This window comes from Promicromonospora panici (assembly GCF_900608595.1).
Lineage (GTDB): Bacteria > Actinomycetota > Actinomycetes > Actinomycetales > Cellulomonadaceae > Promicromonospora > Promicromonospora panici.
The window spans coordinates 1-12,569 of sequence record NZ_UWYY01000047.1 but is presented as its reverse complement, the minus strand read 5'-3'; the positions used below and the strand labels follow the sequence as shown (position 1 = coordinate 12,569).

15 protein-coding genes are annotated in these 12,569 nt (G+C 71.4%); 8 read left to right on the top strand and 7 right to left on the bottom strand.

Translation table 11 applies throughout. The features are described from left to right. Nucleotides 1-799: LysR family transcriptional regulator (locus EW117_RS29030; RefSeq protein ID WP_165362917.1), on the bottom strand; the 799-nt coding region annotated here is incomplete at its 3' end. Between the two features lie 95 nt (nucleotides 800-894). On the opposite strand from EW117_RS29030, the gene EW117_RS29025 reads away from it, so the two are divergent. The 3 genes from EW117_RS29025 (at nucleotide 895) to EW117_RS29015 (ending at nucleotide 4,081) form a co-directional block, all read left to right on the top strand. Further along, complete coding sequence (locus EW117_RS29025; RefSeq protein WP_242504650.1) at nucleotides 895-1,890, top strand: threonine ammonia-lyase; 996 nt, start codon at nucleotides 895-897, stop codon at nucleotides 1,888-1,890. A gap of 91 nt (nucleotides 1,891-1,981) precedes the next feature. Beyond that, nucleotides 1,982-2,602 carry an L-threonylcarbamoyladenylate synthase gene (locus tag EW117_RS29020; RefSeq protein ID WP_129790196.1) on the top strand — a complete coding sequence of 207 codons (621 nt, stop codon included), beginning with the start codon at nucleotides 1,982-1,984 and terminating at the stop codon, nucleotides 2,600-2,602. Nucleotides 2,603-2,659: 57 nt separating this feature from the next. Then, a complete protein-coding gene (locus EW117_RS29015; protein WP_129790195.1) occupies nucleotides 2,660-4,081 on the top strand; it encodes a UTP--glucose-1-phosphate uridylyltransferase in 1,422 nt (473 codons plus the stop codon). 178 nt (nucleotides 4,082-4,259) lie between these two features. Here EW117_RS29015 and EW117_RS29010 read toward each other — a convergent pair whose 3' ends face one another. Together EW117_RS29010 and EW117_RS29005 are read right to left on the bottom strand one after the other, a co-directional pair. Further along, nucleotides 4,260-4,688, bottom strand: coding sequence for a carbohydrate ABC transporter permease (locus EW117_RS29010; protein ID WP_207212127.1), 429 nt, complete (start codon nucleotides 4,686-4,688; stop codon nucleotides 4,260-4,262). Nucleotides 4,689-4,740: 52 nt separating this feature from the next. Further along, complete coding sequence (locus tag EW117_RS29005; RefSeq protein WP_129790194.1) at nucleotides 4,741-5,403, bottom strand: IMPACT family protein; 663 nt, start codon at nucleotides 5,401-5,403, stop codon at nucleotides 4,741-4,743. 84 nt (nucleotides 5,404-5,487) lie between these two features. On the opposite strand from EW117_RS29005, the gene EW117_RS29000 reads away from it, so the two are divergent. Further along, entirely contained in the window at nucleotides 5,488-6,093 is a 606-nt protein-coding gene (locus EW117_RS29000; RefSeq protein ID WP_242504649.1) for a tyrosine-type recombinase/integrase, read from the top strand. An 8-nt stretch (nucleotides 6,094-6,101) separates the two neighbouring features. Here EW117_RS29000 and EW117_RS28995 read toward each other — a convergent pair whose 3' ends face one another. Beyond that, nucleotides 6,102-6,734, bottom strand: a complete 633-nt coding sequence (locus EW117_RS28995) for a GNAT family N-acetyltransferase (RefSeq protein ID WP_242504648.1) — start codon at nucleotides 6,732-6,734, stop codon at nucleotides 6,102-6,104. 134 nt (nucleotides 6,735-6,868) lie between these two features. Here EW117_RS28995 and ectA point away from each other — a divergent pair, with 134 nt between their 5' ends. From ectA to thpD, 4 genes are all read left to right on the top strand, one after another. Further along, nucleotides 6,869-7,387, top strand: a complete 519-nt coding sequence (gene ectA / locus EW117_RS28990; RefSeq protein WP_129790192.1) for a diaminobutyrate acetyltransferase — start codon at nucleotides 6,869-6,871, stop codon at nucleotides 7,385-7,387. Nucleotides 7,388-7,478: 91 nt separating this feature from the next. Further along, nucleotides 7,479-8,876 (top strand): diaminobutyrate--2-oxoglutarate transaminase, encoded by a 1,398-nt coding sequence (ectB, locus tag EW117_RS28985; RefSeq protein WP_129790191.1) that lies wholly within the window; start codon nucleotides 7,479-7,481, stop codon nucleotides 8,874-8,876. Further along, the gene (locus tag EW117_RS28980; protein WP_129790190.1) at nucleotides 8,873-9,319 is read left to right on the top strand and encodes an ectoine synthase; all 447 of its coding nucleotides are present in this window, start codon (nucleotides 8,873-8,875) and stop codon (nucleotides 9,317-9,319) included. The genes ectB and EW117_RS28980 overlap by 4 nt, the downstream gene beginning before the upstream one ends. Further along, complete coding sequence (gene thpD / locus EW117_RS28975; protein ID WP_129790189.1) at nucleotides 9,316-10,215, top strand: ectoine hydroxylase; 900 nt, start codon at nucleotides 9,316-9,318, stop codon at nucleotides 10,213-10,215. Before EW117_RS28980 ends, thpD begins: the two co-directional genes overlap by 4 nt. An 81-nt stretch (nucleotides 10,216-10,296) precedes the next feature. Here the strand turns inward: thpD and EW117_RS28970 are convergent, their stop codons facing one another. The 3 genes from EW117_RS28970 to EW117_RS28960 all read right to left on the bottom strand — a co-directional run. After that, complete coding sequence (locus EW117_RS28970; protein ID WP_129790188.1) at nucleotides 10,297-10,806, bottom strand: Dps family protein; 510 nt, start codon at nucleotides 10,804-10,806, stop codon at nucleotides 10,297-10,299. 26 nt (nucleotides 10,807-10,832) lie between these two features. Then, nucleotides 10,833-11,441 (bottom strand): hypothetical protein, encoded by a 609-nt coding sequence (locus EW117_RS28965; protein WP_129790187.1) that lies wholly within the window; start codon nucleotides 11,439-11,441, stop codon nucleotides 10,833-10,835. Next, nucleotides 11,438-12,569 (bottom strand): DUF58 domain-containing protein (locus EW117_RS28960; RefSeq protein ID WP_129790186.1); only part of this gene is annotated, 1,132 nt, incomplete at its 5' end. The genes EW117_RS28965 and EW117_RS28960, both read right to left, overlap by 4 nt.

Below are 12,569 nucleotides of genomic sequence, written 5' to 3'. Positions count from 1 at the left end.
CGATGCCGGGGTGCCGGTGGGCGCGCAGGGTGAGCCCGGGCAGCAGGCTGACGCCGGCGCGCGCGGCGACCAGGGCCTGCACGGCCACGTAGTCGTCGGTCTCGAAGGCGATGCGGGGGGCGAAGCCCACGGCCGCGCACCGGGCTACCAGGTCGGCGCGACATCGTTCGCAGCCGGCGATCCAGTCCTGGTCGTCGAACGTCTTCAGGTCGGGCACGTAGCCGGCCACGGGTGCGGCGTCCAGGGTGGCCGCCGTGACGAGGTTGACGGGGTCGTCCAGGATGTCCGTCGACTCGAAGCGCGACAGGTCCTCCATGGAGCGGGCGTGCCGCACGTCGACGTGCTCGAACACGAGCGCGACGTCGACGGCCCCGGACTGCAGGGCGGCGACGGCGTCCGGCGGCTCGAACTCGACCAGGCCCACCGACAGGCCGGGATGCTCCTGCACGAGCCGGGAGACGGCGTCGGGCACGAGGGTGGCCAGGGCCGAGGGGAAGGCGGCGAGCCGGGCGCGGCCGGCGCGCAGGCCGGCGAGCGCGTCGAGCTCGCGGCGCGCGCCTTCGACGCGGCCGAGGATCTCCTCGGCGCGGCTCGCGAGCAGGCGCCCGGCCTCGGTGAGGCGGACGCCGCGGCCGTGCCGCTGGAGCAGCGGGATCCCGGCGTCGGCCTCCAGGCGGGACAGGTGGTGGCTCACCGACGGCTGCGCGTAGTGCAGCTCCTTCGCCGCGGCCGTGACGGAGCCGGTACGGGCTACCGCCGCGAGGACGCGCAGCCGGGTGAGGTCGAGCTCTGCGGTCATGACTCCAGGCTAACGCAGAAAGATAGGTGCCATCGATGGAAAGTCTCCGCAACAGGTATTGGACCTATGGGTCATGTCGGGGTCACGCTGGGTTCATGATGCTCGCGACCGCCCACCCCCGCCCCGTGGCGAACCCCGCCACGCTCCCGACCATCACCGACGTCCTGGCCGCGCAGTCCCGCCTGGACGGCGTCGTCGTCCGGACGCCCGTGGGGGAGTACGCCGAGCTCGACCGCGCCACCGACGCGGCGATCGTCGTCAAGCACGAGAACCAGCAGCGCACGGGTGCCTTCAAGGCCCGCGGGGCGAGCAACCTCCTGCTCTCGATGTCCGACGCCGAGCGCGCCCGCGGCGTCGTCGCCTACTCCACGGGCAACCATGCGCAGGGCGTCGCCTACGCAGCCCGCCTGACCGGCACCGCGTGCACCATCGTCATGCCCGACGACCCGAACCCCGTGAAGCTGCGGGCCGTGCTGGACCTGGGCGCCGACGTCCTGCTGCACGGCGCCACGTTCGACGACGCCCGGGCCCGGGCCACCGACCTCGCCCACGAGTCGGGCGCCCGCCTCGTGGGCGCGGCGAACGAGCCGGCCATCATCGCAGGCGTCGGCACGCTGTACCTCGAGCTGTTCCAGCAGGCGCCAGGCCTCGACGCGCTCGTCGTGCCCGTCGGCGGCGGGTCCGGCGCCGCCGCGGCCGGCCTGGTGGCCGCCGCCGTCGCCCCGTACACCGAGGTGATCGGCGTCCAGTCCGCCGCGTCGCCCGCCGCGCACGACTCCTGGCACTCCGGAGAGCTCGTCGAGCGCCCGAACACCACGCGCGCGGAGGGGCTCGCCGTCGGGTGCGGGTTCGAGGTCACGCAGGCGCTCATGCGCGAGCACCTCACCGACGTCGTCCTCGTGTCCGACGACGAGATCGCCGCCGCCCAGCGCCTGTACCTCACCGGCGCCCACACCGTCGCCGAGGGAGCCGGGGCCGCGGCCCTCGCCGCCGTCCTGGCCGATCCCGGACGATTCGCCGGACGCCGCGTCGGCGTCGTCTGCACGGGCGGGAACGCCAGCTCGGACGAGCTCCTCCGCGCCCTGACCTGAGCGCTCGGCCGGGCGCTCGCCGGGCGTCCCGTCGGGTACCCGACCGGGCTCGATCAGGCACCCGACCAGGCATCCGACTAGGCTCGGCGGCATGGCCCGCTACTTCGACGTCCACCCCGTCGACCCTCAGCCGCGCACCATCGGGCAGGTGGTCGCCATGCTGCGCGACGACGCCCTGGTCGCCTACCCGACGGACTCCTCCTACGCGTTGGGCTGCCGCATGGAGTACCACGACGGCGCCGACCGCATCCGCGGCATCCGGCGGCTCGACGACAAGCACCACTTCACGCTCGTCTGCTCCGACTTCGCGCAGCTCGGGCAGCTCGTGAAGCTGGACAACTCCGCGTTCCGGGCCATCAAGGCGGCCACACCCGGCCCGTACACGTTCATCCTCCCGGCCACCGCCGAGGTGCCCCGCCGGCTCGCCCACCCGAAGAAGAAGACGGTGGGCGTCCGCATCCCCGACTCCGCCGTCACGCAGGCGCTGCTGCGCGAGCTCGGGGAGCCGCTGCTCTCCTCCACGCTGATCATGCCCGGCCAGGCCGAGCCGATGACCGACGGCTGGACCATCAAGGAGGAGCTCGACCACGTCCTCGACGCGGTGGTCGACGGCGGCGACGCCGGGACCGAGCCCACGACCGTCGTCGACTGGTCCGAGGGGTTCCCCGACGTCGTCCGCGTGGGTGCCGGGGACCCGTCCCGCTTCGAGTGAGCCCGCGCTCCGAGCTGCCCGCGCCTCGTGTCACAGGCTTCGAATAGCCTGTGCCTCATGACGGACCTCACCGGGCTCGAGCAGGCCCGAACCAAGATGACCGACGCAGGCGTGGCGCCCGCCGCCATCGAGACCTTCACGCGGTTCTACCACCTGCTCCAGGCGGGTGAGACCGGCCTGATCCGCGAGGGCGACATCGACCCGCTGGTCGACATCCCGAACCGGGCCGACCTGACGATCAGCGACGACGACGCCTCAGCGGCCCTCGCACAGACCGCGATGCTCAAGCTCAACGGCGGGCTCGGCACCTCCATGGGCATGGACCAGGCCAAGTCGCTGCTGCCGGTCCGGGTCGCGCCGTCGGGCGCCGAACCAGGTGCCGAGCCCGAGATGCTCACCTTCCTCGACATCATCGTCGGCCAGGTCCGGGCCGCGCGGTGGGCCACCGGCGCCCGTCTCCCGCTGCTGTTCATGAACTCGTTCCGCACCCGCGACGACACGCTCGCCGCCCTGCAGCGGTACCCCGACATCGCCGTGGACGGCCTGCCCGTCGACTTCCTGCAGAACCGCGAGCCCAAGCTCCTTAGCCACGACCTCACGCCCGTCACCTGGGAGAAGGACCCCACGCTCGAGTGGTGCCCGCCCGGGCACGGCGACCTCTACCCGGCGCTGCACGCCTCCGGCGTCGTCGTCGCGCTCCTGGAGGCCGGCTTCCGGTACATGTGCGTGTCCAACTCCGACAACCTCGGTGCCACCCCCGACGCCACCATCGCCGGCTGGTTCGCCGCGTCGGGCGCCCCCTACGCCGCCGAGCTCTGCCGCAAGACGCCCGCCGACGTCAAGGGCGGCCAGCTCGTCATCCGCAAGGCCGACGGCCGCATCGTCCAGCGCGAGACCGCGCAGACCCACCCCGACGACGTCGCCGCGTCCCTGGACGCCACGCGCCACCCGTTCTTCCACACCAACAACCTCTGGTTCAACCTCGAGGCGCTCGCCGCCGAGCTGGACCGGACCTCCGGCGTCCTCGAGCTGCCCCTGATCCGCAACGACAAGACCGTGGACCCGGCCGACTCGTCGTCGCCGAAGGTGGTGCAGATCGAGTCCGCCATGGGGGCGGCCGTCGCCGTCTTCGAGGGCGCGACGGCGATCGAGGTCGAACGGTCCCGGTTCCTGCCGGTCAAGACCACGAACGACCTGCTCGTGCTCCGCTCCGACGTGTACGACCTCACCGACGACTACCGCCTCGAGGCCCAGGCCCTCGCCCCCCTCGTGGACCTCGACAAGGACCACTACAAGCTCATCGACGGCTTCAGCCGGCGGTTCGCCGCCGGCGCGCCGTCGCTGCGCGACGCCGACTCGCTGACGGTCCGCGGCGACTGGACCTTCGGGTCCGGCGTCCGCGCCGAGGGCAAGGCAGCACTAGCGGGCGACGGCGGCACGGTGCCCGACGGCGCGACGATCGGCCCCGACGGGTTCTGACGCAGCAGTCCAGGGGGCCGGCTCAGCGCTCGGCTCCCTGGACCAGGCCCGCGACGATGCACCGCTGGGCCAGGAAGAACACGATGACCACCGGCACGGTCACCGCGATGGACCCGGCCAGGAGCACCGTCACGGGCACCTGGAAGTCGCCGAGCTGCGCAATGCCGAGCGGCGCCGTTCAGAGCTCGCGGTGCTGCACCAGGAACAGCAGCGCGTAGAAGTACTCGTTCCGGGCGATCATGAACACGTAGACGGCGGTGGCGACCACGCCCGGGATCGCGATCGGCAGCACCACCCGGACCAGGAGCTGGCCCAGGGAGCAGCCGTCCATGATCGCGGCCTCCTCGACGCTCTGCGGCAGCGCGAGGAAGAAGTTCCGCATCATGTGCAGCGCGACCGGCACCGTGGCCGCGACGTAGACGATCAGGAGCCCCACCAGGGTGCTCGTCAGGCCCAGCCGGGACAGGATCACGAACTTCGGCACGGCCAGCACGATCCCGGGGAACAGGTAGACCGCGAGGATGATGCCGTTCGTGACGGCCCGGCCGCGGTACCGCAGCCGCGCAGCCGCGTACGCGCCGAGCACGCAGACCAGGATGCTCAGCACCACACTCCTCAGGGCTGGGTGCCCAGAGACTTCACCCGCACGGGGGAGCCAGTCAAGGAAGACGCGCGGGAACGTTCACCACCCGGGCGTCGCCTACCGCGGGGGAGAGGGTGCCCGCCGAGGCGGCGGCCACGTCGGCGGAGAGGGTGTCCAGCTCGTACGGGGGCACCAGCAGGCGCAGGTGCGCGACGGCGTCGTAGGCGGGCTGCTCCATGACGGAACCGTGCGACGCTGCCCAGTCGCGCAGCACGTTGTCGATACGGCCGGCGGCTCCGTGCGGGACGTCCACCGTGACCTCGTGGAGCAGCTCGCGGCGGAGCAGGGCCCCGGAGGTGGCGGCGACGTCGAGGGCGGTGGCCACCGCACCCGAGTAGGCGCGCACGAGCCCTCCCGCACCGAGCTTCACGCCCCCGAAGTAGCGGGTGACCACGGCGACGACGTCCGTCACGGCGCGGTGCCTGAGCACCTCCAGCATCGGTACGCCGGCGGTGCCGCCGGGCTCGCCGTCGTCGGAGGAGCGGGCCTGTTCGGCGTAGGTGCCGAGCACCATCGCCACGCAGTGGTGGCGGGCGTCCCACAGCTCCTTGCGGAGGCGCGCGATGACGGCGTCGGCCTCCGCGACGCTGCCTGCGGGGGCGAGGTGGGCCAGGAAGCGCGATTTCTTGATGACCAGCTCGTGGTCGACGGGGCGCGCGATGGTGCTGGGGAGGTCCACCGGACGAGCCTACGTGCGTTCCGCGGTCCACCCGTCTGCGGCGTTTCCCCTTGATTAATAGTGTGCCAAGCGTAGATTCACACCATGACCAGTACCGATGCCATGTCACCACAAGCACGGAGCGGGGAGCTCGCCCGGTACCCGAGGCCTCCCGTGAGCCTCGAGGAGGCCGAGTGGGTGTGGCGCGAGCTGTCCACGGAGGCGATGCGGCCGGGTGCGAAGCCGGAGGCCGTGCGCCTAGCGGTGATCACGGGGTTGGTGCGGGCGACCGGTGCCCGGTACGGGGACCTGCTGCGCGTGCGTGTCGAGGACATCGACCTCGGGCCGGCGCGCGCCCGGGCGTCGGAGGGCAGCGTGCTCGTGCGGCACGGCAAGCACCGCACGCCGCGACGGCACCTGCTGCCGGCCGACATCGTGGTGCTGCTGAAGCACTGGATGGTCGTGCGCGAGGAGCTCGCGTCCGAGCTGGAGGGTTCCGTGCCGAGGGCGTTGCTGCTCACGGTGCACCACACGCACGACAACGGGACCACCGTCGCGTCGGGTCTGCCGATCACCCGGCAAGGGCTGGTCCTGTCGTGGCGCCGGTTCGTGCACCGGACGAACGCGCGCTACGGCGCCCTCCGCCCGCCGTTGCCCACCCGCTTCGAACAGGTCCGCCGCGCCTGGCTGGAGGCGTCGGAAGGGCCGTGACCGGCCCGTCAGGTGGTGGCGATGCCCATCAGCGGGGCCTCCGGGGTGGAGGACGGGAGCTCCGTGAACCCGTAGCGGTCGTAGAACACGCGGGCCGCCGTGTTCTCCGCCGAATAGCCGAGGTGCACGCCCGGCACGCCACGCTCGGCAAGCGCCGCGCGGAGGGTGTCGATGAGGCGGGAGCCGAGGCCGCGGCGTTGCAGCACGGGTAGCAGGTCGATGTGCAGGTGGGCGGGGTGGGTGGCGAGCTCGCCGTGGCGCAGGCCGCGCACCATGCGCTGGGGGTCGGCGCCGTCGTGCAGGAGCTGGGCCTCCGTGTAGCGGGGGTTCTTGCCGGTGGCGGGGCCGACGGCGGGGTGGCGGGCGACGAAGCCGGGTGTCCACCCGTGTTCCCACCAGTCGGCGAAGGCCTGGGTGTCGGCGACGCCGAGGATGTAGCCGCGTGCGTGGCCTTCGTGCTCGACGACCCAGGCGAGGTCGGGGGAGTGGTCGACGTAGGGCAGCGCGTAGACGTCGGGCATGAGCTGGTCGGAGGAGTAGACGCCACGGGCGTCGCCGCCTGCCGCGGCGGTGCGGACGCAGATGTCGGCGACGTCGGCACGGTCGGTGGTGCGGTAGGGGCGGATGAATGGCTCGGTCACCCGGGACACGGTAGCGCGGCAGGGTGGCGCGCCGATGCGTGACCCCGAATTTGCCGCAAGAACAAGCCGGTAACCCGATCGTCACGAGATCGCAATGTGCAATCGCCGCGCAAGTTCGTTACGGTCGATTTGTCATGCAGAACCTCGAAGAGGAACTCAAGCACATCCATCCGACCGAAACCACGGTGGCGTTGAGGGAGCCCACCGTCGCCGACGGAGCAGCGATGTGGCGCCTAGCGCGCGACAGCAAGACGCTGGACCTGAATTCGTCCTACGCGTATCTCCTCTGGGCACGTGACTTCGCCCGGACCTCCGTGATCGTGACCGTGGACGGCGAGCCAGCTGGGTTCGTCACCGGGTACGTCCGGCCCGACGAGCCGACCACGCTGATGGTCTGGCAGGTGGCCGTGGACCATGCCTATCGCGGCCAGCGCCTGGCCTCCCGGATGCTCGCGCACCTCGCCGAGCAGCACCCGGGTTGCACTCACGTGGAGACCACCATCACCTCGGACAACACGGCGTCGATCGCCCTGTTCATGTCCTTCGCGTCGGCACAGGGTGCGCCCGTCGACGTGCGGACCGTCTTCCCGACGGAAGCGTTCCCGGACGGCCACGACGCGGAGCTCGTGTTCCGCATCGGGCCACTCTCCTGACCCCGTCCAGGTCGTTCCCCAGATAACCGAACACACCAACCGAGCTACCACAGCCGAGTCCGGTCACCGGGACCGGACCGTGGAAGGAGCCATGCGCCCGAATACCGCTGTGCCTATCGGCACGTCTTCGACCAGCACCGTCTCGAACGGCACCGTCTCGAACAGCGCGAGCAGCGTTTTCGACGAGCTCGAGTCCCAGGTCCGCAGCTACTGCCGGACCTGGCCCGCGACGTTCACGACCGCCGCGGGCAGCACGCTGCACGCCGAGGACGGCCGAAGTTACCTCGACTTCTTCGCGGGGGCAGGTGCCCTGAACTACGGGCACAACCACCCGGTGCTGCTGGAAGCGCTGATCGATTACCTGCGGAGTGGCGGGGTGGTGCACTCGCTCGACATGCACACCGCGTCCAAGCGGGAGTTCCTGACGACGTTCCGGGACCGGATCCTGGCGCCGCGCGACCTGGACTACAAGGTCATGTTCCCCGGTCCGACGGGGACGAACTCCGTGGAGAGCGCGCTGAAGCTGGCCCGTAAGGTGACTGGCCGCCAGCACATCCTGTCGTTCACGAACGCGTTCCACGGGATGACCCTGGGCGCCCTGGCGGTGACCGGGAACTCGATGAAGCGCAACGGCGCCGGCCTGCCGCTGACCAACAGCTCGAAGATCCCGTACGACGACTACTTCTCCGGCGCGACCGAGGACTTCCTGTGGCTCGAGCGGGTGCTCAGCGACAGCGGTTCCGGCGTCGACAAGCCCGCCGCGATCATCGTGGAGTCGGTGCAGGGCGAGGGCGGGCTCAGCGCGGCGCGGCCCGAGTGGCTGCGCGCCCTATCAGAGCTGTGCCGCGCGCACGAGATCCTGCTGATCCTCGACGACGTGCAGGCCGGCTGCGGCCGTACCGGCGAGTTCTTCAGCTTCGAGGAGGCGGGGATCACCCCCGACATCGTGTGCCTTTCGAAGTCGATCTCGGGCTTCGGGCTGTCGATGGCGCTCACGCTGATCCGGCCCGACCTGGACCAGTGGGAGCCGGGCGAGCACAACGGCACGTTCCGCGGCCAGAACACGTCGTTCGTCACCGGCACCGCCGCGCTGAACGAGTTCTGGTCCGACGACACGTTCGCCGGCTCGGTGCGCGAGCGTGGCGCCGAGCTGCACGACGGCCTGACTCGGATCGCCGACGGTTACGAGGGCGCGGTCGTCAAGGGCCGCGGCTTCCTGACCGGCATCAAGTTCGCGGACGACTCGGCGGCGTCGAAGATCGCGGCGGCGTCGTACGAGCGCGGCCTGCTCGTCGAGACTTCCGGGCCCGAGGACGAGGTCCTCAAGACCATGCCCGCCCTGACGATCACGTCGGACGAGCTGCGTTCCGGCGTCGACATCATCGCGGCGGCGGCCGCGGAGGTGCTCGGTGCTCCGGTCATCTCCGACACCGCGCAGTCCGGCACAGGGCAGGACGGGAACCGACCCCGAGGAGAGGAAGACAAGTGATAGTGACACGACTGGCCGATCTGGACGGCACCGACCGCGACGTGCAGTCCAAGACCTGGCGCAGCCGGAGGCTCGTGCTCGCCAAGGAAGGTGTCGGGTTCTCGTTCCACGAGACCACGATGTACGCAGGTACCGAGACCGAGATGTGGTACGCCAACCACATCGAGGCCGTGTACTGCGTGGGCGGCACGGGCGAGCTCGAGAACCGCGAGACGGGCGAGATCCACGAGATCTCGGACGGGACGATGTACCTGCTCGACGGCAACGAGAAGCACACCATGCGGCCGAAGACCGATCTGCGGCTGATCTGCACGTTCAACCCGCCGGTCACGGGCCGGGAGGTGCACGACGCCGACGGCGTCTACCCGCTGATCACCGAACCAGAGATCAGCGAGGCAGGACTCAAGGAAGTAGACATCACCGAGGAGGAGGTTGCCGTATGACGACGGGCACCACCAGCAAGGACCTGTATCCGACGCGCGTCGAGGGCGACGCGTCAGAGATCCCGCGCCAGGACGCGGTGGTCTGGGGCAGCGCGGCCGATGGCCCGCTCGACCAGGAGCACCTGGACGGGTTCGACCGGAACGGGTACCTCGTGTTCGAGGACCTCGTCACGCCCACCGAGGTGGCGGAGTTCCGGGCCGAGCTGCAGCGGCTCGCCACCGACCCGTTCGTCCGGGCGGACGAACGCACCATCATCGAAGGCACCTCTCAGCAGGTGCGGACCATCTTCGAGGTGCACAAGAGCAGCGACGTGTTCGCCCGCATCGCGCGTGACCCGCGCGTGGTCGGCCGGGCCCGGCAGCTCCTGGGCTCCGACGTGTACATCCACCAGAGCCGGGTCAACCTGAAGCCCGGCTTCGGCGGCGGTGACTTCGCCTGGCACTCTGACTTCGAGACGTGGCACGCCGAGGACGGCCTGCCCCGGATGCGGACGGTCAGCATCTCCATCTCGCTGACCGACAACTATTCGTTCAACGGCCCGCTCATGATCATGCCCGGTACGCACAAGACGTACGTCTCGTGCACGGGCAGGACGCCGAACGACAACTACAAGTCCTCGCTGGTGATGCAGAACGCCGGCACCCCCGACGAGGACATCCTGACCCGCATGGCCGACGAGCACGGCATCGACGTCCTCGCGGGCAAGGCGGGCAGCGCCATCATGTTCGACTGCAACTGCATGCACGGTTCGAACGGCAACATCTCGCCGTACCCGAGGTCGAACATCTTCCTGGTCTACAACAGCGTGGAGAACACCGCGGTCGAGCCGTTCGCCGCCGAGAAGGCGCGCCCGGAGTTCCTCGGCGCCCGGGACTTCACGCCTATCGGTTCCTGACAGCAAACCCGCACGTGTCGGACGCTCAGGTCACCGTGGTGACCTGAGCGTCCGACACGTGCGGGGACGATGCGCGTGGCATCAGTCGGGAAGCGCGCCCGACGAGGACTCCAGGTGGGCGCGGACGAACCAGTGGAACTGCTCCAGGTCGTGCAGGTGCTCGATGAGCAGGTCGTTCGTGACGGTGTCCAGATCGGCCGTCTCGTCGGCGGCCTTGCGGTGGAACGTGATCACGGAGTCGTACACGTCGTCCAGCGCAGCCAGGTGCTCGATCGCCGGCGCACGCCCGAGCTTGTAGTCGTCCCAGTTGCGGGCGGTCACCAGCGCACCAGGCGTCCCGACGGGGACGCCGCCCAGCGTGGCGATGCGCTCCGCGATCTGGTCGACCATCACGCGGACCGAGTCGACCTGCGGGTCCAGCATCTGGTGCACGCCGATGAAGTGCGGGCCCACCACGTTCCAGTGCACGTGCTTGAGGGTGAGGTGCAGGTCGTTCAGCGCGTGCAGCCGCTGCTGAAGGATCTCGGCGACCTTGGCCCCCTCCTGGGGCGTGAGCGACGGGACGGTGTAGCGGGGCAGCTTCGGGGACATGCGCGGGGTCCTCTCTTCCGGCCGGATCAGCTCCGTCCATCGTCACGCGCCGAGCCGCCGGTCGCCAGCGCGAGGAACGCGATACCCACCACGGCGAGCGCCGCGAGCAGGACGGCGCCGGGCAGGGCGGCGCCGGAAGTCAGCATGGCGAGCCCGCCGAGGAGGCCGGTGCCGCCCAGGACGGCGAGGTCGCGGCGCCAGCCGACCAGGAGTGCGGCGATCTCGGCGCGGCTGCGCGGGGGGAGGTGGGCGGCCCACCAGGTGGCGCGGGACAGGAGGTAGGCGAGGAGGGCGACGAGGAGCGACCAGGGGTCGAAGGGTTCGGAGTCGAGGCCCCACAGGAGCACGCCGGACAGGACGACGACGCCGCCGGCGGTGGTGGGGGTGGGGCGTGCGACGAGGAGGCCGGTGCACAGGAGGACCAGTGTCCAGACCATCGGGTCGGGGATGCCGGGGCTGCGGCTGGCGGCCGTCAGGAGCAGTGCCGGGGTGAGTGCGAGGAGGGCGAGGCGCAGTACCCAGCCGCGCAGGGTGGGTCCGGTCTCGGCGGTGACTTCGGGCAGGGGCCGGCGGGCCGGGTCGTGGAGGCGGAGCCGCAACTGTCGGATCCACTCGGCGATGAGGTAGCGGGTCATGGGGTTGCCGTCCGTGGGCCTGGTACCCGGCCGGGCACGTGCCGTTGTGCGGCGCGGGCGAGGGCCTCGAACCGTACGGCGGCCTGGTCGCGTTCGGATCCGGCCCAGCGCACGACCGGTACGCCCTCGCGCTCGAGGGCGGCGAGGCGGTCCTCGCGTTCCAGGCGGGTGATGCGCCACGCGATCCAGAGGTGGTGCTCGATGACGGGGTGCAGGTCGGGCAGGGTGTCGATGACGATCACGGGGTGGCCCTTGGTGCGCCAGGTGCGGACGAGCAGGAGGGGCGCGTCGTCGAGAACGGTGGTGAACAGGTAGACGACGGCGTCGGCGGGGACCTGCGGCGGGCGGACCCGGTGCTCGGTGGCGCGGTCCTTCGGGTGGGCCAGGGCGAGGCCGTGCACGACGCGGCGCAGGTGGCGGCGTCCGGACGCGGGCGGCAGGGGACGCCGTCGTCGGGCCAGGTCCTCCAGGCCTACGCGGTCGCCGGTCTCGACGAGCGCCTGGGCGACGGAGGCGGCGGCGTGCCGGGCGAGGTCGAGGGACGTGGGCTCGTCGACGCGGAGGGTGCCGTAGCCGCGCCAGGTGCGCAGGTCGGGCCCTACCTCGTCGCGGGAGTCGACGACGAGCACGGCGCTCGCCTCCGCGCTGGAGTAGGTGCGGCGCACGTACAGGGTGTCGAGCTCGGGGGACCGGCGGGCGGTCGTGCGCCAGTCGATGCGGCGCAGCCGGTCGCCCGGCGTGAAGGGGTGGATGTCGCGCAGCTCGGAGCCGTCCCCCAGGCGACGCGAGGAGTGTGGTCCGGTCAGGCCGCGCAGCCGCTGGGGCAGCGGCAGGCGGCCCAGGGGGACCGCGCCCGGCAGGACGAGGCGGCGCGCGCCGCCGACCTTGGTGGGCTCCTCCTCCCAGGTGCTGTGCCGGGAGCCGCGCATGTCGATGTCGAACGTCTCCTGCGGGCCGGTGCGTACCGAGGAGAGGCGCAGGGGGACGCGCCGCTCGCCGGCGACGTCGGCGTCCGCGGTGTCCGCCGCAGCCGCGGCGTCGTCCTCGTCGCCCGTACCCGTGCGCGGGCGGGCGTGGGCCGCGAGCGCCAGGTGGGTGGTGCGGTGGCCGGGGGCGGTGATGCGGAGG